This window comes from Hoeflea prorocentri, assembly GCF_027944115.1.
In the GTDB taxonomy this organism is placed as follows: Bacteria; Pseudomonadota; Alphaproteobacteria; order Rhizobiales; family Rhizobiaceae; genus Hoeflea_A; species Hoeflea_A prorocentri.
This window is the reverse complement of the sequence record NZ_JAPJZI010000001.1, coordinates 806,593-833,205: the sequence shown is the minus strand read 5'-3', so window position 1 is coordinate 833,205 and position 26,613 is coordinate 806,593. Positions and strand designations below refer to the sequence as shown.

Below are 26,613 nucleotides of genomic sequence, written 5' to 3'. Positions count from 1 at the left end.
CCTGGCGCCTCCGAGCAGCAACTAGAAAGGGTGGTTCTCATCACCTGGTTTCCGCGAGCGTCCGTTCGTTCGCCGCCGCCAGCTTCTGCCGAAGATTGATCTTGAAGCCGGCCTGAAGCGCCAGTTTGATGTCTGGCTGGCGGCTCAGATGCCGCATCAGGCTGTCGCGCTCAAAAACCAGCGCCCTGAGATCCGTCGTCGCCGTTGTGGTCGCCGTCGCCGTGCGCCCCGACAATATCCCAAGTTCACCGATAAAATCGCCCGTGCCGCAATTGGCGACCAGCTTTCCATTGACCGCAACGTCGACATGCCCTTCGGCAACATAGGTCAGTTGTTCAACCGTCTCGTCCTGCTGCGTCAGTATCGTACCTGCCGGAATCGTTTTCCACGTCCCGATATTGATGAACTGACGCGCCAGAAACGGTGGTACGAGCACCAGCGCATTTTGGCAGAACAAAAACTCCTCATCCGAAAAACGGACCTTGCGGCTGCGCCACGCGAGCAGGCAGAGCTGGGTCAGATTAGCGGTGACAAAAAGCGTCTCCCAGCCCGCCCCGATAGGATCGTGCAGGACAAAGCCGCTATAGATGATGCCGGCAACCCCGGACACCAACGCTATGATCCGCAGCCAAACGATGGAGTTCATCAGCATCGAAAGGACCAGGAGACCGTAGGACAAATGACCGGAAATCGCCGAAGGAGATGTGGCGGTCTCAATAATGTGTTCCAAAACTACCTCTTATCGCTCTACTCGGGCCGCCTGGCGCCCCACGCGAAATTTCTTTCTTTTGCGCCGGTTGTCCCGGGTGCGGCATGCTTTACGGACCTTCCGTTTTATCAAGCACACCGCGGCCCCAAACTAGACGCCATATGCAGAAAATTGAAGCACAGCCTTCACTTGCCGGGAGCCGATGCGGCCCCGTCAAACGCGGACATGTGCCGTTTGAGACCTTATTTGCACCGTTCCAGAGTCGAATCTGTGAGAAAACACGCAGAAAATGCTGTATAATCGACATGATTGGGAGGACGACAGTGGAAAAAAGCGAACAGACCATCACCTACGAGCCGCCAAAAATGCCGGACGTGAGGTCCGTGTCGTTTGCCGATATCGGCAACGCCCTGAAAGCCGGTGTCAGTGACTTTCTCAAAGCACCGTTGTTCGGTTTGTTCTTCGGTGGAATATTCGCGATCGGCGGCTGGTTTATTCTTGCCTCACTAACATATCTGGAAATGCCCTGGATGATTATTCCGGTGGCAATCGGCTTTCCACTGATCGGACCGTTTGTTGCGGTCGGCCTCTATGAGGTCAGCCGCCGTCTGGCGGCGGGACAGCCGCTGGTCTGGAAGGAAATCCTGCTGGTTATTTTCCGACAACGGGAACGGCAACTGAGCTGGATGGCCTTCGTGGTCCTGTTCATATTCTGGTTGTGGATCTATCAGGTCAGGCTGTTGCTGGCCCTTTTCCTCGGGTTCCAGAGCTTTTCCTCCATTCCCCGCTTTCTTGAGATCATCACCACGACCCATGAAGGCATGCTCTTTGTCGGGGTAGGTACGATTTCCGGAGCCATTCTTTCACTGTTCCTGTTTTCAGCAACCGTCATATCCATGCCGCTCCTGCTCGATCGCGAACTCGACTTCGTCTCGGCCATGATCACCAGTTTCAAGACAGTCCTTAAAAGTCCCGGTCCAATGATCGCCTGGGGCATCGTCGTGGTCGCGCTTGCCATTCTCGCCATGCTGCCGGCCTTCATCGGGCTGATCGTTATTCTGCCCATTCTCGGCCATGCGACCTGGCACCTTTATGAAACAGCAATCGGTTCGCAGGACAAGCAGCCCTAACCATGGGTCGGCCAGACCCGATGTTCGTCGTCAATGACGAAGGCATGGGCGTGGCTGTGCGCGCCGGTTCGACGGCCGGTATTGCGCAGATGCGGATGGTCCTCGGGCATTTCGTCGTGGCTGTGTTCAATGACATCGGCGTCGTCACGCGGCCACAACAACAGGCCTGCGAGCGCAGCAATTCCGGCTGTTGAACCCAGCACAATCATCGTCCAGCCCATGCCGGCGGATGCAAACAAAAAACCTGAGAGCGGGTAAGTTAAAAGCCAGCAGGCATGTGAGAGCGCAAACTGGGCTGCGAAAAGAGCCGGCCGGTCTTCAGAATGTGCGGAGCGACGCAAAAGCCGCCCGGAAGGGGTGAGGATCGAAGAATAAAAAAGGCCGGTCAGAAACCAGATTGAGAGCAAAACGAGCCAAGGCAGACTGATACCGGAGAACAAAACCGCGCCGACACCAGTCAGCAGCGTTGCGACAAGGACCGCACCCGTTGCCATTACGGTCCGATCGGCAAGGTGATCAAGCAATCTTGGAAGCGCAAGAGCCGACACCATTGAACCACACCCGAACATCGCAAGGGCCAACGCCACCTCCGGCTCCGACCCACCATAAAGGGAACGCACAACAACAACGGTGTTGACGATCACCATTGCCCCGACCGAGGCCGCCGCAAGATTGAGGAGAAGAAGCCCGCGCAACCGGGGTGTCGCCAGATAGATGCGGCTTCCCCTCGTCAGCCGGTCGAAGAAACCGCGATGTTTCAGATCGGAGACGGCTGGAACGGTGGCGACAAGCACCAGATAGGACGACACCAAAAAACCGATGGCCGTACCCGCGAACAACCAGTGAAAGCCGATCACGGTCAAAAGGAGCCCGGCGACCACGGGGCTTACAATGTTCTCAAGATCATAGGCAAGGCGCGACAGGGACAGCGCCTTCGTATAGTCGGCCTCTTTGGTCAGGATATCCGGAATGGTCGCCTGAAAGGCCGGCGTGAAGGTCGCCGAGGCGGCCTGCAGCACGAAGACCAGGACATAAATCTGCCAGGCCGCATCGATGAACGGTAAAAACAGCGCTGCAACCGCCCGAATGAGATCGGAATAGACCAGCACCTTTTTGCGGTTCAATTCCGAAATCAGCGCGCTGGCAATCGGGGAAAACCCGACATAGGCGACCATCTTGATGGTCAGCGCCACACCGAGCACGACGCTCGCCTGCGCGCCGGCGATCTCATAGGCTGCCAGCCCAAGCGCGACCGTCAGCAGCCCCGTCCCGAGCAGTGCAACAACCTGCGCACTGAACAAGCGCGCATAGGCGCGATTTGAAAGCACCTCAAGCATGAAGCCATCTATGTCATGCAAGGCGCGTCAGCGGCAAGCGGTCTACAGCGGTGAATTGCCCCTACGCAATGGCGCATCCCTGCCTTCAGATTTCAGCGCATCTAGAAAAGCGCAGGAAAGCACCCAGGCGGTCATAACCACAGCAAACGCGTATGCGGCATTAGCAACCAGTCTGACGAGAAATATTGTGACACTCGACTGTATACTGCCCCACATGTTTTGCGGCGCGTCGTGGTCCGCTTCAAGGAGCTCAGGAAAAAGCAAGACCGCTGCAAAGGGGATGATAAAGGCTATCGAGGTGAATATGAGCGGACCGGCGAGCAAGTAGGCGGCCGTATTCCAAAAAGTCCGCATTCCGCGTCGAAACGCAGCGGAAACCCCCTTGCCGGATTGCACAACATATGCCGGAAGCACGGTCCCGATAGAAGCTAACACGAGAACAAAAAGTATCGCCGACAGGAGTGCAGGTATCGTAATCGAAACAAACAGACGGGCATCTACGTTGTCTAGATCGTTGCTGAAAAGGAATACGAATACACCCAAAATAATGGCGGGCAGGGCCATCAACACACCTAGGCCGAATAGGCGAATTGAGAAGCCAACCATACGCACACCATCTTTGGCCTTATCTCGATGGTCAGGCAACAAGAGCGCCGCGTGGCTTATGTAGGCCAGATAGCCCCAGTTCAAGACAGACCCAACGATTGTCCCGTTAGCGACCGAAAACGCGTCATTGATGAACTCAAGGATGAGTGCAACTGCCACAGCAAGACCGAAGTAACCTTTCAGCCTGAGGCAAAGACGAAATGCCTGCTGATACATATCGGATAAATCCTTTATACACTCATAAGTAGAATATATTTCGTCATATACAACCAAAAAAGCGACATACCTTCTGCGCATTCGGCGATCAAGCAATTTAAAAATTTTGTTGTGCAGCTTCTCCATCGCACTTTGCCATTTGCTTGACTGACATTCCCTATGGACAGCCGCCCCTGCCCTGTGCATCTGTTGCTGAAAATGAAAGGAAGACGGTATGGCAGGCAAGTGGGATTTCTGGATTGATCGCGGCGGCACGTTTACCGATGTGATCGGCAGCGCGCCGGACGGGACGCTTATCCAGAAGAAGCTGCTGTCGGAAAATCCGGAAGCCTACCGCGATGCAGCCGTTCAGGGCATTCGCGATCTGCTGGGTGTCAAACCGGGCGAGCCCGTGCCGGGCGGTCGCATCGGCGAGGTGAAGATGGGCACCACCGTTGCCACCAACGCCCTGCTTGAACGCCAGGGCGACAGGACCCTCCTTGTCATCACAAGCGGCTTTCGCGATGCGCTGCGGATTGCCTATCAGGCCCGCCCCGACATCTTTGCCAAGGAAATCATTCTGCCCGAACAGCTCTATGAACGGGTCGTCGAGGTCGATGAGAGGGTCAGGGCCGACGGCACGGTTGAAGCGCAACCCCGGGCACAGGAGATAAGGCAGCAATTGCAAGCCGCGCGTGACGACGGCATCGATGCCGTCGCGATCGTCTTCATGCATTCCTGGAACTACCCCGAACACGAGGCAACTGTTGCCGACATCGCTGAGGAGGTTGGCTTCGGCCAGATCTCGGTCAGCCATCGCGTTTCGCCGCTTGCCAAGCTCGTGGGCCGCGGCGACACGACCGTGGTCGATGCCTACTTGTCGCCGATCCTGCGCCGTTACGTCCAGCAGGTCGCCTCCGACCTCGGCGCGGACAGTGAAGCCGGATCGGATAACGGCCCATCGCTGAAATTCATGATGTCGTCGGGCGGTCTGACGGCTGCCGATCTCTTTCAGGGCAAGGATGCAATCCTCTCCGGCCCCGCCGGCGGTGTTGTCGGCATGGTGGAAACGGCCGGCCTTGCCGGTTTCGACAAGGTGATCGGCTTTGATATGGGCGGAACGTCGACCGATGTCGCGCATTTCGACGGCGACTATGAACGCGCCTTTGATACCGAGGTGGCTGGCGTTCGCATTCGCGCGCCCATGATGCGCATTCACACCGTTGCCGCCGGCGGCGGTTCGATCCTTGACTATGAAGCCGGCCGTTTCCGTGCCGGCCCGGAATCAGCTGGCGCCGACCCCGGCCCTGCCTGCTATCGCCGCGGCGGGCCGCTCGCCGTCACCGACGCCAATGTCATGATTGGCAAGCTGCAACCCGAATTCTTCCCGCCCATCTTCGGCCCCGGCCAGGATCAGCCGCTCGATACCGATACGGTACGGGAGAAATTCGAGGCGATGGCCAATGAGATCGGCGATGGCCGCTCGCCCGAGGAGGTCGCGGAAGGCTTCATAACCATCGCCGTTGAAAACATGGCCAACGCCATCAAAAAAATCTCCGTGCAACGCGGCTACGACGTCACCCGCTATCTGCTCAACTGTTTCGGCGGAGCCGGCGGTCAGCATGCATGCCTTGTTGCCGATGCGCTGGGCATGGAAGCCATCTTGATCCACCCCTTCTCCGGTCTGCTGTCAGCCTACGGGATCGGCCTTGCCGGCCTCTTCGCGTCCCGTCAGCAGGCGCTGGTCAAACCCTTGGCCGGAGAAACCCAGGACGAAATCGTTCGGATCATCGAAAATTTGTCACAGGAAGCAACAGCGGAACTCAAGGCGCAAGGCGTTCCGGAAACGGCCGTTTCCTGGCGCCCTCTTCTCCATTTGCGTTATGACGGAACCGACACGCCGCTGACCGTGGCCTTCGAGGACCGATCGCAGGACAAGGCGCGCAAGGCATTCGAAGCGGCACACAAAGCGCAGTTCGGTTTCATCTATGACAACAAGCCGATTATCGTCGAGGCCGTCGCGGTCGAGGCCAATGACAACCGCAACAACGCCGCGACGGAAAAGGATCACCCCTTGAGCGATGCCGCGTCAAAGGCCGCAGGAACGCGCGCCATGTTCTCGGGCGGAGAGTGGCATCAGGCCTCGATCCACATGCGCGGCGATCTGAGCCCTGGCAACGCCCTCAAAGGTCCGGCCCTGATCATCGAAGCCAACCAGACGATCGTGATCGAACCCGGATGGCAGGCCGAGATCAACGCCAAGAACCACATTGTTCTGCGCCGTCACGAAAAAATGGCGCGGCAGGACGCCATCGGCACGCAAAATGCTGACCCGGTGATGCTCGAGGTGTTCAACAATCTCTTCATGTCGATCGCCGAACAGATGGGCATCACGCTGCAGAACACGGCCTATTCGGTCAACATCAAGGAACGGCTCGACTTTTCCTGCGCGGTGTTCGACCGTAGCGGAGCACTCGTTGCCAACGCGCCCCACATGCCGGTGCATCTGGGCTCGATGGACCGGTCCGTCGAAACCATCATCAAGCTCAACGAGGGCAAGATCCGCCCGGGCGATGTCTTTGCGCTCAATGCACCCTACAATGGCGGCACCCATCTGCCCGATATCACGGTCGTCACTCCGGTCTTCGACGATGACGATAAAACGATCCTGTTTTATGTCGCCTCGCGCGGTCACCATGCCGATGTCGGCGGAACCGCACCCGGTTCGATGACCCCGCTGGCGACAACGGTGGATGAGGAAGGCGTTTTGATCGACAACGTCCTCGTCGTCGACCAGGGCCGCTTCTGTGAAGACGAACTGATCAAGGTTCTGACCGACCACCCCTACCCCGTTCGCAACGTGCATCAGAACGTTGCGGATCTGAAAGCGCAGATCGCCGCCAACGAAAAGGGCGTCGGCGAACTGCGCAAGATGGTCGAGAATTTCGGCCTTAATGTTGTCGAGGCCTATATGGGCCATGTTCAGGACAATGCCGCCGAGAGCGTCCGTCGTGTCATCGATGCGCTGTCTGAAAGCGCCTATGAATACCAGACCGACACGGGGCAGACGATAAAGGTGGCAATCACCGTCGATCGCAAGGAGCGCACGGCAACGGTGGATTTCACCGGCACCTCTCCGGTGATGAAAAACAACTTCAATGCGCCGGAGCCGGTGACCCGTGCGGCGGTGCTTTACTGTTTCCGCGTTATGGTCGAGGGCGCGATCCCGATGAACGCCGGATGCCTGCGCCCGATCAACATCGTGGTGCCGGAAGGCTGCATGCTCAAACCGTCCTATCCGGCAGCGGTGGTCGCCGGCAATGTGGAAACATCGCAGCATGTCACCAACGCCATTTTCGGCGCTCTTGGAGCGCTCGCCAACAGTCAGGGCACGATGAACAATCTGACCTTCGGCAACGACCAGTATCAGTATTACGAGACCATCTGTTCCGGATCTCCTGCCGGACGGATGAATGACGGGCGGGGTTTCAACGGCACATCGGGTGTGCATGTTCACATGACCAACTCCCGCCTGACCGACCCGGAAATCCTGGAAATGCGTTTTCCCGTGCTGCTTGAGGATTTCCACATTCGCGAGGATTCCGGAGGCACAGGACGCTTCAGTGCCGGCGACGGGACGCGGCGCACCATACGCTTCCTCGAGCAGATGGAATGCGCCATTTTATCATCGCACCGCAACCGCCCGCCGCAGGGCGCCGATGGCGGCGGTGACGGCGAGGTCGGCCAGACGGTCATCCGCCGCCTCGACGGCACGCACGATGAACTGAAAGCCTGCGACCAGACTGTTCTGGAAACAGGAGAAGCGGTTATCCTGACGACACCCACCGCAGGCGGTTACGGCAAGGCCTGATCCGGCCTGCCGTTCATCAAACGGTCATCGCCCCGTCATGAACCTGTCACGGCGCAGGCTTACCCGCGTTTTGAATAATGACGGACGGGTGATTCATGTCTGATGCGATCGAAAATGCCGGCTTGACAGCAAGCACCACGAGGAACCTTGCAAATGCGGTCTACCAGAACAGGCTCCTGTCCCGCCGGGGATTGTCCGAGCGTGTGTTTGCGCTCTTCTTCACGGGCCTTGTCTACCCTCAGATCTGGGAAGACCCGGATGTCGATATGGACGCCATGGCCCTGGACAAGGGCCACCGCATTGTCACGATCGCATCCGGCGGCTGCAATATTCTCGCCTATCTCACGCGCTCACCGGCGCAGATCGACGCGGTTGATCTCAACGCCTCCCACGTGGCGCTCAACCGTATGAAACTGACGGCGCTTGAGCATCTGCCGAGCCATGGCGATGTGTTGCGCTTCTTCGGAAAACCGGATCAGAAACACAACAGCGCAGCCTATGACCGGTTCATTGCCCCGCATTTGGACGGCAAGTCTCGGGCCTATTGGGAACAGCGCACCTGGCGCGGTTCGCGACGCATCGCCGTCTTCAACGGCAATTTCTATCGTACCGGCCTGCTTGGCTGGTGCATCACGGCGGGCCATCTCGTGTCGCGCCTGCATGGCGTCAATCCCGCCGAAATCATGCAAAGCCGGTGCCTGCGCGAACAGCGCCGCTTCTTCGACGAGCGCCTTGCGCCCATCTTCGACAGCCCCCTCGTCCGCTGGGCGTCGAGCCGCAAGGCTTCACTTTTCGGCCTTGGCATTCCGCCCGCTCAATATGATGAATTGCTCGCCTCCGGCAGTGACGGTACGATGGCATCCGTGCTGAAGGAACGGGTGGAAAAACTTGCCTGCCATTTTCCACTACGCGAAAACTACTTCGCGCAGCAGGCATTCTCGCGCCGCTACGACACCTCTGCGGATACCAGCCTGCCGGCCTACCTGGAGGCAGACCACTATTCGACAATCCGCGACGGCGTCAGGAATGTCGACATCCATCATTGCAGCTATACGCAGTTCCTCCGGCGCAAACCCGAAAAGTCCGTCGACAGATTCGTGCTGCTTGATGCGCAGGACTGGATGCGGCCTGATCAGCTGACGGAGCTTTGGAGCGAGATGACACGAACGGCGGCCTCCGGTGCCCGCATCATCTTCCGGACCGCCGGAAAGGACTCCATTGTCGACGGCAAGATACCGCAGGCGCTGCTTGAACAGTGGGAGTATAGGGATCAGGAGTCCATCGCCTGTTGCCGTCGGGACCGGTCGGCGATCTATGGTGGTTTCCATCTCTATATCAAACGCACCCAATGAAGTCCTCCACGCACGCTGCCCGCATGGATGGCGTCTATCGCCATCAAAAACACATATACGACCTGACGCGGAAATACTTCCTGCTCGGACGAGACGGAATGATCCGTGAAATGGGCGCGCCGCACGGCGCACGCATCCTGGAGCTGGGCTGCGGAACCGGACGAAACATCGCATTTGCAGCCAGGCACTATCCGCAGGCGGAATTCTTTGGCCTCGACATCTCCTCCGAGATGCTCGAAACAGCGCGAAAAAGGGGTATCGACGCCAGGCTCGCCCTTGCGGACGCCACCTCTTTCGATGGTGGCGAACTGTTCGGCCATGACCGGTTTGACCGAATTTTCATTTCCTATGCGCTGTCAATGATACCGGGCTGGGAGGCCACCATCGATCAGGCCCTGGCGCACCTGTCACCGGGCGGCTCCCTGCATGTCGTGGATTTCGGCGACCAGAACGCAATGCCCGCCTGGTTCAAGGCCGGTCTGAATGCCTGGCTGCGGAAATTCCACGTCAGCCCCCGCGAAAATATGATGAATGCGATCTCCGAAAAAGCAGATGCTCATGGCGCGCGCGTGACCGGAAACAGCCTCTATCGCGGCTTTGCGCAACACGCCGCTGTCCAAATGGCGTGACCCGAACGGGATTGTCCATTACAAGTCTCTGTAATGATCGACATGTGATTCGGACCGGTTCCATATGCCCCGTTTCGGCTTTGCGCTGATCCCGTTGCTGCTGACTCTGTCATCCTGCATGAGTTACGACCTCGGCCTGGAGCCTGAGGTCTCGCCATCGCGCTACGGCGATAGTGACCCGCAATATTTCGGCGACAGGCATCCTGCCAAGCATCAGATCCATGGCATCGACGTGTCGAAATGGCAGGGCGATATCAACTGGAACAAGCTGCGCCGCGCCGATATCGCCTTTGCATTCATCAAGTCGACGGAGGGCGGCGACCACCGCGACGAACGGTTCGACACTTACTGGCATGATGCAAAGCGCGCCGGCATTCCCCGCGGCGCTTATCATTTTTTCTACTTTTGCCGTCCCGCGATCGAACAGGCGCAATGGTTCATAGCCAACACGCCGCGCGACCGGTCAGCCCTGCCTCCGGTGCTGGATGTCGAGTGGAACCATCATTCCAAGACCTGCAAGCTGCGGCCAGAACCCACAACAGTGCGCCGGGAAATGAAGGTGTTCCTCGATGCCGTCGAGAAACACTATGGAAAACGGCCCCTGATCTATACAACCGTCGACTTCCACCGCCAGAACCTTGAAGGGCACTTCGCTGAGTATCAGTTCTGGCTTCGCTCGGTCGCCGATCATCCCGACAATGTCTATCACCGCAGGACATGGCATTTCTGGCAATATACCGGCACCGGCCGCGTGCCGGGGATCGACGGTGACACGGATATCAATGTCTTTGTCGGCAACAAGGATCAGTGGGCCAAATGGCTGCAGAGCGCCCGCAGCCCATGATGCAACATCTTGTTCCGGCCACAAATGCCCGAAATTCTGAACTGTCAAAAATGAAGCACAGCTACACTGGGGACCCATCCATGACAAAACCGATCAACCGCATTGCCGCCACGCTTGTCGGTATTGCGGCTCTCGCCATATCGACACCATCTTTTGCCGCGGCGTGCGGGGGCAGCCTCAGCGAGTTTCTTGCCGGTGTAAAACAGGAGGCCATTGCGAAGGGGCTTTCGACAGCGGCCGCGGACCGGACCCTTGCCAACGCCGCAATTGACAACAAGGTGCTGCGGCGCGACCGGGCCCAGGGCGTCTTCAAGATGACCTTCACCGAATTCACCAAACGGCTCATCAGCGCCAACCGCATGCAAAACGGCAAAAAGAACCTTGCAAAATATGCCGATGTGTTTGCCCGCGCCGAATTCGAATACGGCGTGCCCGGAGCGGTGATCACGGCCTTCTGGGGCCTGGAGACCGATTTCGGCGCCGTACAGGGCGACTTTAACACCGTCAACGCGCTGGTGACCTTGTCCCATGATTGCAGGCGTCCGGAACTGTTCCGCCCGCAGCTCATCGCCGCCATCGAAATGGTTCAGCACAATGACCTCGATCCGGCGCGCACGACCGGCGCCTGGGCCGGTGAAATCGGACAGGTGCAGATGCTGCCGCTGGATATCATCCGTTTTGGAGTCGATGCCGATGGAGACGGCCATGTGCGCCTGAAAAAGAGCGCGCCGGACGCGATACTCACCGCCGCAAACTTTATCCGCCATCTTGGTTGGCAGGCAAACCAGCCCTGGCTGCAGGAAGTCACCGTGCCATCAGACATGGCCTGGCAGGGCACGGGCCTTGGAAAGGCGCTGCCGGTGAAGGAATGGGAAGCAATGGGCGTCAATGCGCGTCAGGGCACCCTGCCCTCCGGTGAACTGTCTGCCGCCTTGCTTCTGCCCCAAGGCCGCAAGGGTCCGGCCTTCCTCGCCTATCCGAACTTCTCCGTTTACCTGGAATGGAACAAATCGTTTATCTACACAACGACTGCAGCTTATTTCGGAACGCGTCTAGCCGGCGCCGGGCGCTATGATCCCGGCAACCCCGATCAGGGCCTTTCGGATGCGCAGATGAAACAGCTTCAAACGATCCTCAACGGCAAGGGTTACGATGTCGGCAAGATCGACGGTATCCTTGGGGCAGGCACGCGCGCAGCCGTACAGGCCGAACAGATGCGCCTCGGCATGCCGGCCGATGCATGGCCGACACCGCAGCTCCTGCAACGCCTGAGATAGCGCCTATTCGGCCTTGACCGGCTGCTGAGGTTGAGCCTTTGGGTCGGCTTCGGCGGCCTTGTCACCTTTGTCCTCGCTTGCCCCACTCCCCTCGGCGGCCTTTTCCGCACGCCTGTGATAAAGTGCAAGACGGGCCGCGCGATAACGCAAGCGCACATGGAAGACTGCGCGGTCAACGGCCTGCCGGCCGCGCTGCACCTCGCCGATCTCATTGGCATAGGCCTCCATCAAGGCCTGCCGGTATGAGGTCAGCCCGGCACTGGCAACGCGTTCCACCCGGCGCATGAGATTGGCCCAGACCGGCGATATCAGCAATGATATGGCCGTGACCGCGATCGCCAGCCGATAGGCATCGCCCCCAAGCGCCGAGGCGGCAAGACCGGCAGCGGCAAGCACGAAGGAGAATTCCCCGATCTGCGCCATCGAAAGGCCGGCGACAAGTGCTGTCTGTTCATCCGAGCCGGTAAGCCTCAAAAGCGCGATATTGAGAACCGATTTTGCAGCAATCACCGCCAGCGATGCGGCAATCACCAAAAGCAGATTGTTCCAGATGAAGCTCAGATCCATCAACAGGCCGATGGACAGGAAAAACACAATCAGGAGGACACTCTGGATCGGCTCGATCACCGGTATGACACGAGTCCGCAGCGTTGAATTGCCGATAAGAATTCCGGCGATAAACGCCCCATAGACCGGGGAAAGGCCGGCAATGCCTGAGATGGTTGCAGCGGAAAAGCAGATGGCCAGGGAACCAAGCGCGAGGATTTCCACCTTGTTCTCGATCTGCTCGGTGAAGGGCACCCGCAGCTTTCCCCGCTTGCCGAGCCACCACAAAAGCCCACCCAGAAACGCGACGGCAACAATCACCTTGAATGTGACCGACACATAGTTGATATCGCCGGAACCGAAACTGCTGACGAAGATCAGCATCGGCACCACGGCAATATCCTGTGCAATAAGCACACCGACCGCAATGCGCCCTTCCCGCCCTCGCAGCACGCCCATATCGTCAAGCATCTTCATAGCAACGACGGTGCTGGACATCGCGATGATAAAGCCGAGAATGAGAGATTCGGCAAAATCCAGACCCAACGCAAACCCGATCAGAATGGCAACGATGAGCGCGGCGACGATCTGTCCGCCGGCGACCAGAACGGACTGTCTGAGCGATACCACAAAGGCTTTCAGAGACAGCTCCATGCCGATGAAAAAGAGCAGTATGAGCACACCCATCTCCGCCAGCAGATTGACACTTTCGGAATTGGGAATGACACCAAAACCCGTGGGGCCGAGCGCCACACCGGCGAGAATGAATCCAACGAGGGGCGGTTGTCTGAGCCACAAAAGCCCAAGGCCCATGAGCGCGGCAACCGCCGCCACAAACGCGATATCGCCTAACGCCGCTCCGTGAGCGGCAGTATCAGCGACAGCGGTTTGGATCGTGCCTTCCAGAAACGTTCTCCCGAGATGGCGGACGGGGCGCGCTCGGCACCGTCACACATTCGTTTTTCACGAATCCACCGGTCGATACTGGCATGACGCCGGGACAGCGGCAAGGCACACACGCGGCCTCAAACCCTGTCGAAATCGTCCTTGTCGGTGGGAAGAAGAAGAACGGCGGTTGTCAGATAGGCAAAACCGAAGGTAATGCCAAAGGAAAAGAACATGATGAAAAGCGCGACCACCACGTGGCGCGATTCCATCACCAGGCTGCCAAAGCCGTTGAAATCAAAATAAACGACGGCGCTTGCCACCAACCAGCCGATGACCATGCCCACCAGGCTGTTTTTCACGACAAATCGTACAAGTTTGGGCGGCTTGGGAAGATCCATTGGCTCGCTCCTGGCGAATTTTTCTCATCATCGGTCCGAACAAAAGTATACAAGATGAGAGCTGGCAAAGCACTGCTACAGTTTGTCCGCAAGTTTCGGATAGCCGAGCGAACCTTCCACCCCTATGACCGGTCAGATGAACAGCGCGGCATCCATCATGCAAAGCAATAACAACACCATCTCGGCGACAACATGGCTCTTGCTCTTTATGCTTGGAGCAATCTGGGGCGCATCGTTTTTCTTCACACGTGTCGCGGTGGAGTACATCCCGCCTTTGACGCTCGTGTTTTTACGGGTCTTTCTGGCGGCCATTGCCCTGCATATTTATCTGATTGCCCGAAATGGTGGCCTGAGCGCCATTTTTTCAAGGTGGCGGGACTTCCTGCTGCTGGGATTAACGAACAATGTCATCCCGTTCAGCCTCCTCTTCTTCGGTCAAACGGCGATCGGCGCCGGTCTTGCCTCCATTCTCAACGCCACAACGCCTTTGTGGACAATTCTCATCGCCAACGTCCTGACAAGCGATGAGAAGATGACCGCTGCAAAGGTGGCAGGCTGTCTTCTCGGCCTGGCCGGGACCGCTGTTCTCATCGGCCCGTCGGCTCTGACCGGTCTGGGCGCACCGGTCTGGGCACAGCTTTTTGTGGTTGGCGCAGCGGTGTCCTACGGGTTGGCGGCGACATTCGGAAAGCGGTTTTCGGATCTGCGCCCGACCGTGACCGCTACCGGGCAGTTAACCGCGTCTTCATTGATAATGCTGCCGGTCGTAGTCTTCTTCGATCGTCCCTGGACGATTGATCTGCCGCCATTTCCTATCATTCTTGCCGTTGTCGCACTGGCCGTCGTCTCGACCTCATTTGCCTACATCCTCTATTTTCGGATTATTTCCACAGCCGGCGCGACGAACGCGTCCCTCGTCACTCTCATCGTCCCACCGAGCGCGATTGTGCTTGGTGCTCTTTTTCTCAATGAAACCTTGAGCTTGGAGGCGATGGCCGGCCTCATACTGATCGGAATCGGCCTGCTGACAATCGATGGCCGCTTTTTTCGAATTATGAAAAGGAAATAAATTCAGGTAGATAAGGTAGGTTCCAAAAGAAAAGACTGCCCACGCAACAACCGTTTACGCTGTCAGGATTACGACCAGTTGCCACAAAGTGGCCACGAAAATCTCTTCGCAACTGCAAAAAACAAGGCAGATCTGGCTCATGACTCACATTTTTTTGGCACCACGCTTAGTCAATGAATTTCATGCGCTTAGAATCGGTTTTGTTGGAAAACCCTTTGCCGTTTTCGGCAGCGCAGCAACAAATTTGCTTTCCAAAACCCTCGACTCCGTCCTAGCCTAACAGGGTTAACCGCAGGGAGGTCAGCTATGGGATTGGTGCGTTCGCTCAATGTCCTGGTGATCGGTGCAGCATTTCTATTTGTCGCGTTGATGTTATTCCTCTAGGCACCGACGCTTGGCAGCCGGCAGGACCGGCCAGCCGGAAACAGACAGCGGGGGTGGCAATCGCCACCCCCGTTTGTTTTTGCGAAGATTCAAGCCGCCGCTTTTTCGATCGCATCGCGGGCCTGGCGCATGCTGTCGTCGCCGGTCACCATCAGTTGGTCCGCAGCAACGAACTCCACATCCGTAACTCCGAGAAATGCAAAAACATGTTTCAGATAGGGCGTGACGAAGTCCGCAGGACTGCCAACCGGAACGCCGCCGGATGCATTGACGACATAAACCCTCTTGCCCGATAAAAGGCCGACAGGGCCGTCTTCGGTATATCTGAATGTCCGGCCGGGTTGCGCCACGTGATCGATCCAGGCCTTCAGGGCCGCCGGAATTCCAAAATTATATGTTGGCGCACCAACCACGATAATATCGGCAGCGCGCAACTCCTCAACAAGCCTGTCCGTCTGTTCCAGCGCCGTGTTCTGCTCCGCCGTGCGCTGCTCCTGCGGTATCGTCCGGTCCGTCACCCAAGCCTCGCTCGGAAAGGACAGCCCCTCAGCAACATCGCGGATCGTAACGGTGGAATTGTCAGCCTTCTCTACAAGCCGCGCCACCAGCTCTTCCGTAAGCCTACGGCTGACGGATTCGTCCCGGCGTGCCGATGAATGAATTGCAAGGATACGTGTCATTGTCACCTGTCTCCGATTTTCAATTAGGGCCGCAAGGGCCAGGCATTGACCGGAAGATAGGTGCGCTCCGGCGCTCAGAAAGCGCCGAAACCTGCAACATATTGTTCAATAATAATGAACGAAATGAAGATTATTGTTAAGCAGCAGTCGCAGTTGTGACGGTGCCATTGCCCTTTGGGGCACGCAGTCCCAGCAGGTGACAGATCGCATAAACAAGCTGTGCACGGTTCATCGTGTAGAAATGAAAGTCCTGCACACCGCGCTCGACAAGATCCATAACCTGATCTGCCGCAACGGCGGCGGCAACGAGCGAGCGGGTCTGGGGGTCCTGCTCAAGACCCTCAAAGCGGGTCGCAAGCCAGTCGGGTATGGAGGCGCCGCACAGATCCGCAAACTTCGCAACCTGCGAGAAATTGTGAACCGGAAGGATGCCGGGCACGATGGGCACATAGATACCGGCCCTGCGGACCCGCTCCACATAGCGCTCATAACTGTCATTGTCGAAAAAGAACTGGGTAATGGCCCGCGTTGCGCCATTGTCGACCTTGCGTTTGAGCATATCGATATCGGTCATGAAATCCGGGCTCTCCGGATGTTTTTCCGGATAGGCCGAGACTGTGATCTCAAAATCCGCGAAGGCTTTCAGGCCCGCAACCAGTTCTGCCGCATTGCGGTAGCCGTCCTTGTGCGGACGATAAGCCGATCCGATGCCGTCAGGAGAATCACCCCTTAAGGCAACAAAATGCCGGACACCGGCTTCCCAGAACTCCCGGGCAACCGCATCAACATCGTCCTTGCTGGCGTTGACGCAGGTCAGGTGCGCTGCCGGCGCCAGATCCGTCTCGGCAAGAAGCCGTTTCACCGTCGCAAGGGTCGGTTGGCGGGTCGTGCCGCCCGCGCCATAGGTCACAGAAACAAAATCCGGCCCGAAGGGTGCGAGACGCATGACGCTTTCCCACAACTGGCTTTCCATATCGCCGCTTCGCGGTGGGAAAAACTCGAAGGAGACGTTCATGTCGTCACCCAGAAGCGTTGGGCCGGAACGGCGCAGTACGGACATAATCAGGCGACTCCTTCTTGGGATGTTTGTTCATTGGCGATAACAAGCCGCGGGTCTCTGGCAAGCCAGATCGACACTGTCAGCCCCTTCTCAGCCTTGTCTTGCGGCGTCAAAGCAACAACGTTTTCAACTGTCAGACCCGCATCGCGCAGCCAGCCGGAAACGGTATCGGCCGAAAAGCCCAGCCGCATATGCGCATGCTCATCGCGAAGATACTCAAAATCATGGGGCGCAAAATCGACAATGATCATCCGTCCGCCGGGGCTGAGCATCCGCGCTGCCTCGGAAATCGCTTCTTCGGGATGCTGCAGAAAATGCAGGACCTGGTGAATCGATATCAGATCGAACGACCCACGCGGCAGCGGGAGATTGAGAATATCGGCCTGACGCACCGAAGCATGGCCGATCCCTGCCTCGTCGATATTGGTGCGGGCGATCGCCAGCATGTCGCGGCTGGCGTCGACTCCGACGCCGCGCCGGTAAAGCGCAGAAAAGAGCTGGAGAATACGCCCGGTCCCGGTTCCAAGGTCCAGCATTGAATCGAACGGCTGCTCGCCGACCATTTCAACCAGCGCCTTTTCCACCTGCTCGTCGGAGATATGCAGCGAGCGCAACTGATCCCACCCGGCCGCATTGCGGCTGAAATAGGCCTGCGCACGTTCGGCGCGCGCGCGCTTGACCGCCAACAGCCTTTCCGCGTCGCGCGCCAGCAGCGCATCGGAAGGCGAAACCGAGTCGACAATGTTCCGGGTCAAGGCGTGCGCAAGACCGTCTCCGGTCAGGCGAAAATAGGCCCAGGCCCCTTCCTGAAACCGCTCGACAAGGCCGGCTTCGGCCAGAAGTTTCAGATGGCGGGAAATGCGCGGCTGTGATTGTCCGAGGATTTCGGTCAGGTCCGTGACCGTCAGTTCTCCGCCGAACAACAGCGCCAGCACCCTAAGCCGGGTCGGTTCGCCGGCGGCCTTCAGCACATCAACGGTTTTGTCCAGACTGAGCCTGTTGTTATCCAGCATCGCTTCCTCGGCTTCCCGCTCATGGCAGGATGACGTCCTCACCGATTGCGAAATCACATAAACATATCTTTATATGATTTCACCATGCGGCGCAACAACAACTTAAAATGTCGCATGCGAACTATGGGTAGAACGTCCGGGCGATCGCAATCAAACCCGCCACCGCATCACCAGGAAAGATGCTCGCCGTCCCAGTTCCAGAAATGTCCGCTATTGGACAAATTGAGCTGTTCGCACAGTTCAAGGACACCGCCGGCGCTCTCCTCGACACTGATATCGGCGAGGTTTCCACCCATATCAGTGCGCACCCAGCCCGGATGCGCGGTTGCCACGGCAATCCCCTCGGCACGCAGCTCGCCTGACAGCCCCTGCATCACCTTATTCACCGCCGCCTTGGATGCACGGTAGGCGATCCGGTCCGATTTCGTATGCGACATCGAGCCCATATAACTCGACAGGGTAACGATACGTCCGTGCTCGCTTCTGCGAATATGCGGCAGGAAGGCATGAATGATGCGCAGCGGCCCCACCGTGTTGACGGCCAGCGTGTCGGCAAATCCGTCAAAATCCATATCGAGAACGGATTGCCTCTCCGGCCCGATGATGCCGGAGCAGTTGATCAGAATGTCGATCGGCGTATCGACACCGCTTGCGGCCGCCTCGACCGCCGCGCCGTCGCGCACATCGAACACCAGAGGCCGGAACCGGTCCGCAGCAAGATCGTTCAGCCGATCAGCGTGAGAGGCCTCACGAACCGAACCGATGACAGTCCAACCCTTGTCAAGCGATTGGCGCGCCAACTGATGGCCAATGCCTCTGCCCACACCGGTTATCAGGATCGTTGTCATCTTCCTTGCCCTCCGGGGCTAGTACGGCCTCAGCGCGTCAGCCGCTTGTAGGTGACCCGCTTCGGATTGACGCTTTCAGGACCCAGCCGGCGGATCTTGTCTTGCTCATAGTCCTCGAAATTGCCTTCGAACCATTCCACGTGGCTGTCGCCCTCAAACGCCAGTATATGCGTCGCCAACCGATCGAGGAACATGCGGTCGTGGCTTATGATAACGGCACAGCCGGCAAAACTCTCAAGCGCATCTTCAAGCGCCGCGAGCGTTTCTGTGTCGAGATCGTTCGTCGGTTCGTCGAGCAGAACCACGTTACCGCCCGATTTCAGCATCTTGGCGAGATGCACACGGTTGCGCTGACCGCCCGAGAGCGTACCGACCTTTTGCTGCTGATCGCCGCCGCGGAAATTGAAGTTCGAGCAATAGGCTCGCGAATTCACCTCATGCGGTCCAAGCTTGATGATGTCATTGCCGCCCGAGATTTCCTCCCAGACCGTCTTGTCCGGGTCGAGCGCATCCCGGCTTTGATCGACATAGCTCAAATCAACGGTATCTCCGACAGTGATTGATCCGTTATCCGGTGTCTCCTGGCCGGTGATCATCCGGAACAAGGTCGTCTTGCCGGCGCCGTTCGGTCCGATAACGCCGACTATGCCGCCGGGCGGCAGCTTGAATTCCAGATCATCGATCAGCAGTTTGTCGCCATAACCTTTCGAAAGGTGCTCGGCCTCGATGACCACCTGCCCGAGGCGCTCACCGACGGGGATAAGAATCTGCGCATCGCCCGGCCTCCGGTCTCCAGCCGACTGGACCAGTTCGTCATAGGCCCTGATACGCGCCTTGGATTTTGCCTGGCGCGCTTTCGGACTGGACGCGATCCAGGCCTGCTCGCGTGACATCGCCTTTTGCCTGTTGGCCTCTTCGCGGCCCTCCTGGGCCATGCGTTTGGCCTTCTTTTCAAGATAGGCCGAATAGTTGCCCTCGTACGGAATGCCCCTGCCCCGGTCGAGCTCCAGGATCCAGCCTGTCACATTGTCGAGGAAGTAGCGATCGTGCGTGATCATCAGGACGGCGCCCGGATATTCCCGCAGGTGTTTTTCCAGCCATGCGATCGTCTCGGCATCAAGGTGGTTGGTCGGCTCGTCAAGCAGCAGCAGATCCGGTTGGGAAAGCAGCAGCTGGCACAGAGCCACACGGCGTTTTTCACCACCCGACAGGTTGGCGACCGGGCTGTCGCCGGGCGGACAGCGCAACGCATCCATGGCCATCTCGACCTGGCTGTCGAGATCCCAAAGGTTCTGCGCATCGATAATGTCCTGAAGCTTGGCGCCCTCTTCCGCAGTCTCGTCGGAATAGTTCATCATCAGCTCGTTGTAGCGGTCGACAATGGCCTTTTGCTCCGCCACGCCTTCCATGACGTTTTCCGCCACGGTTTTTGTCTCATCGAGCTCAGGCTCCTGCGGCAGATAGCCGACAGTTGCACCTTCAGCCACCCAGGCTTCACCGCTGAACTCGGTATCAAGGCCTGCCATGATGCGCAGAACCGTGGATTTGCCGGCACCGTTCGGTCCGAGAATCCCGATCTTGGCATCGGGGTAGAAGGACAGGTGAATATTCTCCAGGACTTTCTTGGAGCCATAGGCCTTATTCAGGCCGGCCATGTGATAAATGAACTGGCGTGCCATCGCGCGCAAACTTCCTCATAAATACGGATGAAATCGGGATTGCCCCGCTTTTATGCAAACCGTGCCCCAAGGGCAACGCAAATATGCGACCTATAGGGAGCAAGCGGCAGGCTCGGCCCGGGACGGCGCCGTGCTGAGCATACCCGCCAATCCACCACAATCAGTCACGCAAAATGCCGAACCGTAAGACTTGGTGACTATTTGTCCCCAATCTGCCCACCCCTCACGCCGGCCTCGCAAAAGCGTGATTTTCCGCAATCTCATCGTGACACCAGTTTACAATTCCTTCGGCTAGGTTGGGGCGGGCCGAAACAGTTTCGGCGAAATTCCAGAGGAGAATTCTATGAACAGCAAATCCAAAAAAGCTCTCGCAATGATGGTCGTCAGTGGCGGCCTGGCTGCTGCGGTTGCTGCGACTACGCCGGCCGTTGCAGGCTGCGGTGCTTGCGGATCGACCAAGGTCAGCGCCTGTGCTGCTTGCGGTGCCTGTGGTGCCTGTGGCGCCAAGAAAAAGGCTTGCGGCGCATGTGGTGCCTGCGGCGCATGTGGCGCCTGCGGAGCAAAAAAGACCAACTGACGCGTTTCCCGTTTGCCGGGAGCCGTCAGGTTCCCGGCAAACGTCTGCCGGAACCTTGTGTTCCCCTGGCATATTTCCTGATAAGACTTTTCGAAAGATGATTTCCCTTGGCCGACGTAATGAACAGCCCGGTACGCGACGATCCGAAAATTGACTTCAAAAGCCTGCCCCGGTCCGACCTTGAGGCCATGCAGAAGGCGGCGGATGACATGATCGGCGTGCTCGAGCAGGCGGCGCAAGAGGAAAAACATATCCTGATCGACGTGCTGAGCTCAACGGCGCCGGATGCATTCACCCAGTGGCAGCACTATCCACCCGGCGATGTGCATGACCGGGAAAAGGGCGCCCTGTGGTTTTATCACGCCCATTCGGAGGATCCGGAGGCACGCCCTTGGGCCGAGCACGGCCACTTCCACCTGTTTGTCTACACCGAACATGTACAGGACGGTATAGAGCCCATCGCCTTGCCGCCCGAGCCCGATTTCGAGCTTGGCGGGCTCTGCCATCTGGTGGCCATCTCCTTCGACCAGTCCGGTACGCCGATGCGCATTTTCACCGTCAACCGCTGGGTTGCGATGGAATGGCAATATCCGGCCGAAGAAGTCATCAGGCTTCTGGATTTCTTCGATCTCGACAATGAGGAATATGCGCTGACCAGCAGATGGCTGGTCGCGGCGCTGAAACTTTTCCGGCCCCAGATCGAATGGAGCCTGCGCGAGCGCGACATCGAAATTGCCCGGCTTCGCGAAAAGGACCCGGAAGGGTTCTCCGAAGACGAGGATATCGAAGTCCTGTCCTCTTTCCCTTTTGATCTCGGCGGTCAGATTGCCGCGATAGAGGAAGCTCTCGACGCCTGACGTGGCATTGCGCTTTTTCTCCGGCGCGTGCAAGCTCGCGTCATGAGCGGTTTTGACGAACAGACCACCCTTGCATCACCGACCGGGGCAAACCTAAACCTCTTTCACATGCACCCGAAGGACAGACTGCGCGCCGTCGTGCAGATCAACCACGGCCTGGCCGAGCATGCGGCACGCTACCTGCCCTTTGCGCAGTACCTGTCACAGATCGGCTTTGCCGTTTTTGCACACGATCACCGCGGACACGGACACACAAGGGCAGACGATGCGCCGCTGGGCCGCTTTGCCACAGCAGCGGCGGGACGCGGTTGGGAGAAAACCGTCGCCGATACGCTTGCCGTTAATCTGCACGCGCAAAAACAGTATGCGGATGCGCCGCTGATCACCTTCGGACACTCCATGGGCGGCCTCATCGCCATGAACTTCGCGCTCTCCCATCCTGACAGGCAGGCAGCGCTCGCTGTCTGGAATTCCAACTTCAAGATGGGCTTTGAAGGCCGCATTGCCCAGGCCCTTCTTGCTGCCGAAAGGATGCTGAAAGGATCCGACGTTCCAAGCGGCATGCTGCCCAGGCTGACATTCCAGGCCTGGGGCAAGGCGATCAGGAAAGCTGAAACGCCATTCGACTGGCTCTCGCACGATCCGGCAGCTGTCTCGGCCTATATCGAAGACCCGCTTTGCGGATGGGATGCGACGGTCAGCCTTTGGCAGGACATTTTTGCCATGGCGTTTCGCGGCAGCAATCCGCGTGCTCTGGCCGCCCTGCCGAACACAATGCCGGTCCATCTGGTGGGAGGCGGCCAGGACCCGGCCACTGCAAAGGGGGGAGCGGTAACGTGGTTCGCCAGGAAACTGTGCAGCCATGGGAAGAAGGACGTGACGGGACGCATCTATGAAGGCCTGCGACACGAGACGCTGAACGAATCGGCCCCGCCCGGCGCCCGCGGAGCCATGGAGGATTTCGCCGCCTGGGCGCTGTCGGCATTGCAACGCAGCGCCAAGGCGACAAGCTGAAAAGAGCCTTTTCCCGGACATAGCTTGCGCTGCGGCAAATTGTCATAGCGTTGGCGATGACGGTTTGCTACCACGGGCCAAAGCATAAAGGCAAAACGGGGATGGCCCATGCTGGAAACTCTCTTCACACTCGACAATCTGACCACATTTCTGGTGCTGACCGCACTCGAAACCGTGCTTGGATTTGACAATCTTCTCTACATTTCGATCGAGGCGAAACAGGTCGACCCGGCGCAACAATCATGGGTGCGGCGTGTGGGCATCACCCTCGCCATCGTGTTGCGCATCGTCCTCTTGTTCGCTGTCCTGCAACTCATCGCGATGCTTCAAGCTCCGCTCTTCACGGTCAATCATCCGTGGTTTTCGGGAGCAGTGAGCGGCCATTCACTGATTGTGCTGGCTGGCGGCATCTTCCTCATCTACACGGCCATGAAGGAAATCTACCACATGATCGGGGTGGACGACCTCGAACATCAAAAAGATGCCGCGCCAAGGCGATCGGTGAGAACCGCACTGATATGGATCGTCGCGATGAACCTGGTTTTCTCATTCGATACAGTGCTTTCAGCGGTTGCATTGACAGAAAACTTCATCGTCATGACCGCCGCCATTGTCGTCTCCGGCGCCCTGATGGTGCTGATGGCGGATAAAGTTGCGAGCTTTCTGCAGAAAAACCGGATGTATGAGGTACTGGGACTTTTTGTCCTGTTGCTGGTTGGCGTCATGCTGATGTCGGATGGAGGCCATATAGGTCATCTGGCCTTCTTCGGTCATGCCATTGAGCCAATGGCAAAATCCACCTTCTACTTCGTCCTGGTGACCCTGGTCGCCGTGGAAATCGTACAGAGCCGCTATCAGAAACGGATTCTTCTGGAAGCAGCCGCAAAACGCCGGGAGGCAAGAGCCCATAATGTCTAATGCGTCGCTTGAGGGCATCCGAGTTGTTGAACTGGCCAGGGTTCTGGCCGGGCCCTGGGCGGGGCAGATTCTCGCCGATCTGGGTGCGGATGTGGTCAAGGTGGAAAACCCGAAGGGCGGCGACGACACAAGACACTGGGGGCCGCCCTTCCTGACCGGAGCGGACGGAGAAAACCTTGGCGCAGCCTATTTCCACTCGACGAACCGCGGCAAGCGGTCGGTCACGGCAGATCTGCGCGACCCGGAAGATCAGGAATTCGTACGCCAGCTCGTTGCCCAAGCCGACATTCTGATCGAGAACTTCAAGACCGGGGGTCTTGAGAAATACGGCCTGGACTATGAGAGCGCGTGCGCCATCAATCCAAAGCTCGTCTATTGCTCCATCACCGGCTTCGGACACAGCGGACCCTATGCTTCCCATGCCGGTTACGACTTCATTATTCAGGGCATGTCCGGCTTCATGTCCATCACCGGCGAACCCGACGGCCAGCCAATGAAAGCCGGCGTGGCGATTGCCGACATCGTGACCGGCCTTTACGCCGTATCGGCGATCCAGGCCGCCCTCATCCACGCCATGAGAACCGGCAAGGGCCAGCATATCGACATGGCGCTGCTTGATAGCCAGGCGGCGATCCTGTCCAATCAGAACATGAATTTTCTGGCGACCGGACAAAGCCCGACGCGGCTCGGCAACTTCCACCCCAATATCTCGCCCTATGAGGTCGTCCCGACAAGCGATGGCTATCTGATCCTTGCGATCGGCAATGACGGCCAGTTTCAGCGCCTGTGCAAGATCCTCGGTGCCGACGACATCGCGGCCGATCCAAGATTTGCCACCAACCGGGACAGGGTGGCGAACCGATCGCATCTACGCGAACGCCTCTGCGGAGCGACACAGAAATTCGAACGTTCGAGCCTGCTGGACCAGTGTAAGGACAATGCCGTGCCCGCCGGCCCGATCAATTCCATTGGCGAGATGTTTGACGACCCGCAAATCAAGGCCCGCAACATGCGTGTCGAGCTTGATGACGGACGTGGTACAAAAATCCCCGGCGTTGCCTCTCCGATCAAGATGTCTGAAACGCCGCCCGGCAATGCACGCCCCTCCCCGCGTCTCGGCGAACACAATGACGAAGTCCGCGCAGAACTGAGGAAGCTTGAAGGGCGTTAAGCCCTGATGTGCAGGGTCTGTTGATAAATCGCCGTCGAACGCGCGCCCGAGCGGCAATAGCCCAGCATCGGGCGATCCATTTCATCGAGCGCATCGACAAAGGCCTGAACCAGTTCAAAACTGATCCCTTCGCGTCCGACTGGAATGTGGCGCATTTCAATGCCGCGCGCCGCCGCGGCGGCGGCCAGTTCCCCATAGGAAGGCTGACCTTCCGTTTCGTTGTCGGGCCGGTGACAAACGATCGACTTGAAACCCATGGCCGCAATTGTCTCAAGGTCTTCGACTGTTATCTGACCTGCAACCGAATACTCATCGTTGATCTGCCTGATTTCCACCGTACACCTCCTGAAAAGCCCGTCAGCTCGCTTATAGCAGCCAAATGACGGTCTTGCCATGTGATTGACCTGCGACCAGAACATACTGTCACAATCATGAAGATCGATTGTTGTATTCGGATGGAATTGTCCGGTAGCAACCTTTTGCAGGATAGAACATGGGAGCGGAAAACAATTGTCCGTCGTCATAAGATCGGCCCTGAAGACCTTCGCGGATCATGCCGCGGTAAACAAAGTCTCAGCAGAGATTCCGGACGGTGAGTTCTTTGTCATCCTCGGACCATCCGGATGCGGCAAGAGCACGCTTTTGCGCCTTATTGCGGGTCTTGAGACGCTCGACGACGGGGAAATCCTTATCGACGGCAAAACTGTATCGGGACCGCAGACGCATATCTCGCCGGAAGACAGGAAGATCGGTATGGTCTTTCAGTCCTATGCACTGTGGCCGCATATGAATGTCCGGCAAAACGTGTCTTTCCCGGTCACCGCCTCGGGCGGCAATGCCAAGACCGCCGCCAGCATTGCCGATGCGCAGATTAAAGCCGTTTCACTTGAAGGCCTTGAGGGCCGCAAACCATCGGAACTTTCGGGTGGACAGCGCCAGCGTGTCGCACTCGCACGATGCCTTGCCGGGCAGTCCCGCATCATCCTGATGGATGAACCCCTGGCCAATCTTGATCCCCATCTCAGGAATGCGATGGAGGAGGAACTGGCAACATTTCATCGTATGGCCGGAGCAACGACGCTTTTTATCACCCACGATCAGCGCGAAGGCATGGCGCTTGCGAGCCATATTGCCGTTATGGACGATGGCCGGTTCCTGCAGGTCGGCACACCGGAGGAGATCTACAACCGTCCCGCCACCGAGAAAGTGGCGCGTTTTGTCGGACGAAGCGGCATTGTTGCTGCGACCACCGATCCGGATGGTCATGTGATGATCGGCGGCAAGCCGGTCGATACCGGCGCTTCGGCGCGAGGCAGCCGAAACATGCACAGGGCTGTCATCCGCCCATCCGATATCGCGATCGGCGACGACGGCCGGGATGCAAGGGTGACGACGGTCGCCTATCGCGGCGGAAGCTGGGATGCGCGGGTCGCCATTGAAGGCCTGGAAGATACCCTGCCCGTCACGGTGCAAAAGAGGTTGGAGATTGGCGAGACGCTTCCGGTGACGGTCAATTCAGCCTGGCTCCTTCCCGACAACCTCTGAAGCCTCACGCGGCGCA

General features: G+C 58.1%; 24 protein-coding genes. 13 read left to right on the top strand and 11 right to left on the bottom strand.

Annotation, left to right across the window (positions count from 1 at the left end; translation table 11 throughout):
• Nucleotides 1–40 precede the first annotated feature (40 nt).
• On the bottom strand, nt 41–730 hold the full coding sequence (locus OQ273_RS03815; RefSeq protein WP_267989151.1) for a cyclic nucleotide-binding domain-containing protein: 690 nt from the start codon (nt 728–730) through the stop codon (nt 41–43).
• 302 nt (nt 731–1,032) lie between these two features.
• Here OQ273_RS03815 and OQ273_RS03810 point away from each other — a divergent pair, with 302 nt between their 5' ends.
• The gene (locus OQ273_RS03810) at nt 1,033–1,839 is read left to right on the top strand and encodes a DUF2189 domain-containing protein (RefSeq protein ID WP_267989150.1); all 807 of its coding nucleotides are present in this window, start codon (nt 1,033–1,035) and stop codon (nt 1,837–1,839) included.
• On the opposite strand, the gene OQ273_RS03805 is transcribed toward OQ273_RS03810, so the two are convergent.
• Together OQ273_RS03805 and OQ273_RS03800 are read right to left on the bottom strand one after the other, a co-directional pair.
• Complete coding sequence (locus OQ273_RS03805; protein WP_267993017.1) at nt 1,836–3,176, bottom strand: MFS transporter; 1,341 nt, start codon at nt 3,174–3,176, stop codon at nt 1,836–1,838. The two genes, OQ273_RS03810 and OQ273_RS03805, sit on opposite strands and share 4 nt — an antisense overlap.
• Before the next feature lie 42 nt (nt 3,177–3,218).
• The gene (locus tag OQ273_RS03800; RefSeq protein WP_267989149.1) at nt 3,219–4,124 is read right to left on the bottom strand and encodes a hypothetical protein; all 906 of its coding nucleotides are present in this window, start codon (nt 4,122–4,124) and stop codon (nt 3,219–3,221) included.
• An 88-nt stretch (nt 4,125–4,212) separates the two neighbouring features.
• Here OQ273_RS03800 and OQ273_RS03795 point away from each other — a divergent pair, with 88 nt between their 5' ends.
• The 5 genes from OQ273_RS03795 (at nt 4,213) to OQ273_RS03775 (ending at nt 11,950) form a co-directional block, all read left to right on the top strand.
• Nucleotides 4,213–7,848: a hydantoinase B/oxoprolinase family protein gene (locus tag OQ273_RS03795; RefSeq protein WP_267989148.1), complete on the top strand. Its 3,636-nt coding sequence runs from the start codon at nt 4,213–4,215 to the stop codon at nt 7,846–7,848.
• 95 nt (nt 7,849–7,943) lie between these two features.
• Nucleotides 7,944–9,200, top strand: a complete 1,257-nt coding sequence (locus OQ273_RS03790) for a BtaA family protein (RefSeq protein ID WP_267989147.1) — start codon at nt 7,944–7,946, stop codon at nt 9,198–9,200.
• Nucleotides 9,197–9,829: a class I SAM-dependent methyltransferase gene (locus OQ273_RS03785; RefSeq protein ID WP_267989146.1), complete on the top strand. Its 633-nt coding sequence runs from the start codon at nt 9,197–9,199 to the stop codon at nt 9,827–9,829. The genes OQ273_RS03790 and OQ273_RS03785 overlap by 4 nt, the downstream gene beginning before the upstream one ends.
• A 64-nt stretch (nt 9,830–9,893) precedes the next feature.
• Entirely contained in the window at nt 9,894–10,673 is a 780-nt protein-coding gene (locus tag OQ273_RS03780; protein WP_267989145.1) for a glycoside hydrolase family 25 protein, read from the top strand.
• 80 nt (nt 10,674–10,753) lie between these two features.
• A complete protein-coding gene (locus OQ273_RS03775; RefSeq protein ID WP_267989144.1) occupies nt 10,754–11,950 on the top strand; it encodes a lytic murein transglycosylase in 1,197 nt (398 codons plus the stop codon).
• A gap of 3 nt (nt 11,951–11,953) precedes the next feature.
• On the opposite strand, the gene OQ273_RS03770 is transcribed toward OQ273_RS03775, so the two are convergent.
• Together OQ273_RS03770 and OQ273_RS03765 are read right to left on the bottom strand one after the other, a co-directional pair.
• Complete coding sequence (locus tag OQ273_RS03770; protein ID WP_267989143.1) at nt 11,954–13,330, bottom strand: cation:proton antiporter; 1,377 nt, start codon at nt 13,328–13,330, stop codon at nt 11,954–11,956.
• Between the two features lie 191 nt (nt 13,331–13,521).
• Nucleotides 13,522–13,782: a hypothetical protein gene (locus OQ273_RS03765; protein ID WP_267989142.1), complete on the bottom strand. Its 261-nt coding sequence runs from the start codon at nt 13,780–13,782 to the stop codon at nt 13,522–13,524.
• A gap of 157 nt (nt 13,783–13,939) precedes the next feature.
• Here OQ273_RS03765 and OQ273_RS03760 point away from each other — a divergent pair, with 157 nt between their 5' ends.
• The gene (locus tag OQ273_RS03760; RefSeq protein ID WP_267989141.1) at nt 13,940–14,851 is read left to right on the top strand and encodes a DMT family transporter; all 912 of its coding nucleotides are present in this window, start codon (nt 13,940–13,942) and stop codon (nt 14,849–14,851) included.
• 473 nt (nt 14,852–15,324) lie between these two features.
• On the opposite strand, the gene OQ273_RS03755 is transcribed toward OQ273_RS03760, so the two are convergent.
• From OQ273_RS03755 to ettA, 5 genes are all read right to left on the bottom strand, one after another.
• Complete coding sequence (locus OQ273_RS03755) at nt 15,325–15,915, bottom strand: FMN-dependent NADH-azoreductase (RefSeq protein WP_267989140.1); 591 nt, start codon at nt 15,913–15,915, stop codon at nt 15,325–15,327.
• Nucleotides 15,916–16,051: 136 nt separating this feature from the next.
• Nucleotides 16,052–16,975 (bottom strand): methylenetetrahydrofolate reductase [NAD(P)H], encoded by a 924-nt coding sequence (gene metF, locus OQ273_RS03750; RefSeq protein WP_267989139.1) that lies wholly within the window; start codon nt 16,973–16,975, stop codon nt 16,052–16,054.
• Between the two features lie 2 nt (nt 16,976–16,977).
• Entirely contained in the window at nt 16,978–17,988 is a 1,011-nt protein-coding gene (locus OQ273_RS03745; RefSeq protein WP_267989138.1) for an ArsR/SmtB family transcription factor, read from the bottom strand.
• A 167-nt stretch (nt 17,989–18,155) separates the two neighbouring features.
• Complete coding sequence (locus OQ273_RS03740; RefSeq protein WP_267989137.1) at nt 18,156–18,836, bottom strand: SDR family oxidoreductase; 681 nt, start codon at nt 18,834–18,836, stop codon at nt 18,156–18,158.
• Between the two features lie 29 nt (nt 18,837–18,865).
• Nucleotides 18,866–20,515 (bottom strand): energy-dependent translational throttle protein EttA, encoded by a 1,650-nt coding sequence (gene ettA / locus OQ273_RS03735; protein WP_267989136.1) that lies wholly within the window; start codon nt 20,513–20,515, stop codon nt 18,866–18,868.
• Nucleotides 20,516–20,858: 343 nt separating this feature from the next.
• On the opposite strand from ettA, the gene OQ273_RS03730 reads away from it, so the two are divergent.
• The 5 genes from OQ273_RS03730 (at nt 20,859) to OQ273_RS03710 (ending at nt 25,052) form a co-directional block, all read left to right on the top strand.
• A complete protein-coding gene (locus OQ273_RS03730; RefSeq protein WP_267989135.1) occupies nt 20,859–21,092 on the top strand; it encodes a hypothetical protein in 234 nt (77 codons plus the stop codon).
• Between the two features lie 119 nt (nt 21,093–21,211).
• Nucleotides 21,212–21,949: a DUF6969 family protein gene (locus OQ273_RS03725; RefSeq protein WP_267989134.1), complete on the top strand. Its 738-nt coding sequence runs from the start codon at nt 21,212–21,214 to the stop codon at nt 21,947–21,949.
• 42 nt (nt 21,950–21,991) lie between these two features.
• Nucleotides 21,992–22,963: an alpha/beta fold hydrolase gene (locus OQ273_RS03720; RefSeq protein ID WP_267989133.1), complete on the top strand. Its 972-nt coding sequence runs from the start codon at nt 21,992–21,994 to the stop codon at nt 22,961–22,963.
• Nucleotides 22,964–23,071: 108 nt separating this feature from the next.
• Entirely contained in the window at nt 23,072–23,881 is an 810-nt protein-coding gene (locus tag OQ273_RS03715; RefSeq protein ID WP_267989132.1) for a TerC family protein, read from the top strand.
• On the top strand, nt 23,874–25,052 hold the full coding sequence (locus OQ273_RS03710) for a CaiB/BaiF CoA transferase family protein (protein ID WP_267989131.1): 1,179 nt from the start codon (nt 23,874–23,876) through the stop codon (nt 25,050–25,052). Before OQ273_RS03715 ends, OQ273_RS03710 begins: the two co-directional genes overlap by 8 nt.
• Here OQ273_RS03710 and OQ273_RS03705 read toward each other — a convergent pair.
• Nucleotides 25,049–25,387 (bottom strand): protein tyrosine phosphatase family protein, encoded by a 339-nt coding sequence (locus tag OQ273_RS03705; protein ID WP_267989130.1) that lies wholly within the window; start codon nt 25,385–25,387, stop codon nt 25,049–25,051. The two genes, OQ273_RS03710 and OQ273_RS03705, sit on opposite strands and share 4 nt — an antisense overlap.
• A 175-nt stretch (nt 25,388–25,562) precedes the next feature.
• On the opposite strand from OQ273_RS03705, the gene OQ273_RS03700 reads away from it, so the two are divergent.
• Nucleotides 25,563–26,597, top strand: a complete 1,035-nt coding sequence (locus OQ273_RS03700) for an ABC transporter ATP-binding protein (protein ID WP_267989129.1) — start codon at nt 25,563–25,565, stop codon at nt 26,595–26,597.
• The last annotated feature ends 16 nt before the right edge of the window (nt 26,598–26,613 follow it).

What these genes read in the sequence shown, in the direction of transcription:
- OQ273_RS03805 (WP_267993017.1), bottom strand. Translation starts at nt 3,176, where the DNA reads ATGCTTGAGGTGCTTTCAAATCGCGCCTATGCGCGCTTGTTCAGTGCG.
- OQ273_RS03800 (WP_267989149.1), bottom strand. Translation starts at nt 4,124, where the DNA reads ATGGAGAAGCTGCACAACAAAATTTTTAAATTGCTTGATCGCCGAATG.
- OQ273_RS03795 (WP_267989148.1), top strand. Translation starts at nt 4,213, where the DNA reads ATGGCAGGCAAGTGGGATTTCTGGATTGATCGCGGCGGCACGTTTACC.
- OQ273_RS03790 (WP_267989147.1), top strand. Translation starts at nt 7,944, where the DNA reads ATGTCTGATGCGATCGAAAATGCCGGCTTGACAGCAAGCACCACGAGG.
- OQ273_RS03785 (WP_267989146.1), top strand. Translation starts at nt 9,197, where the DNA reads ATGAAGTCCTCCACGCACGCTGCCCGCATGGATGGCGTCTATCGCCAT.
- OQ273_RS03780 (WP_267989145.1), top strand. Translation starts at nt 9,894, where the DNA reads ATGCCCCGTTTCGGCTTTGCGCTGATCCCGTTGCTGCTGACTCTGTCA.
- OQ273_RS03775 (WP_267989144.1), top strand. Translation starts at nt 10,754, where the DNA reads ATGACAAAACCGATCAACCGCATTGCCGCCACGCTTGTCGGTATTGCG.
- OQ273_RS03765 (WP_267989142.1), bottom strand. Translation starts at nt 13,782, where the DNA reads ATGGATCTTCCCAAGCCGCCCAAACTTGTACGATTTGTCGTGAAAAAC.
- OQ273_RS03760 (WP_267989141.1), top strand. Translation starts at nt 13,940, where the DNA reads ATGCAAAGCAATAACAACACCATCTCGGCGACAACATGGCTCTTGCTC.
- OQ273_RS03755 (WP_267989140.1), bottom strand. Translation starts at nt 15,915, where the DNA reads ATGACACGTATCCTTGCAATTCATTCATCGGCACGCCGGGACGAATCC.
- metF (WP_267989139.1), bottom strand. Translation starts at nt 16,975, where the DNA reads ATGTCCGTACTGCGCCGTTCCGGCCCAACGCTTCTGGGTGACGACATG.
- OQ273_RS03745 (WP_267989138.1), bottom strand. Translation starts at nt 17,988, where the DNA reads ATGCTGGATAACAACAGGCTCAGTCTGGACAAAACCGTTGATGTGCTG.
- OQ273_RS03740 (WP_267989137.1), bottom strand. Translation starts at nt 18,836, where the DNA reads ATGACAACGATCCTGATAACCGGTGTGGGCAGAGGCATTGGCCATCAG.
- ettA (WP_267989136.1), bottom strand. Translation starts at nt 20,515, where the DNA reads ATGGCACGCCAGTTCATTTATCACATGGCCGGCCTGAATAAGGCCTAT.
- OQ273_RS03730 (WP_267989135.1), top strand. Translation starts at nt 20,859, where the DNA reads ATGAACAGCAAATCCAAAAAAGCTCTCGCAATGATGGTCGTCAGTGGC.
- OQ273_RS03725 (WP_267989134.1), top strand. Translation starts at nt 21,212, where the DNA reads ATGAACAGCCCGGTACGCGACGATCCGAAAATTGACTTCAAAAGCCTG.
- OQ273_RS03720 (WP_267989133.1), top strand. Translation starts at nt 21,992, where the DNA reads ATGAGCGGTTTTGACGAACAGACCACCCTTGCATCACCGACCGGGGCA.
- OQ273_RS03715 (WP_267989132.1), top strand. Translation starts at nt 23,072, where the DNA reads ATGCTGGAAACTCTCTTCACACTCGACAATCTGACCACATTTCTGGTG.
- OQ273_RS03710 (WP_267989131.1), top strand. Translation starts at nt 23,874, where the DNA reads ATGTCTAATGCGTCGCTTGAGGGCATCCGAGTTGTTGAACTGGCCAGG.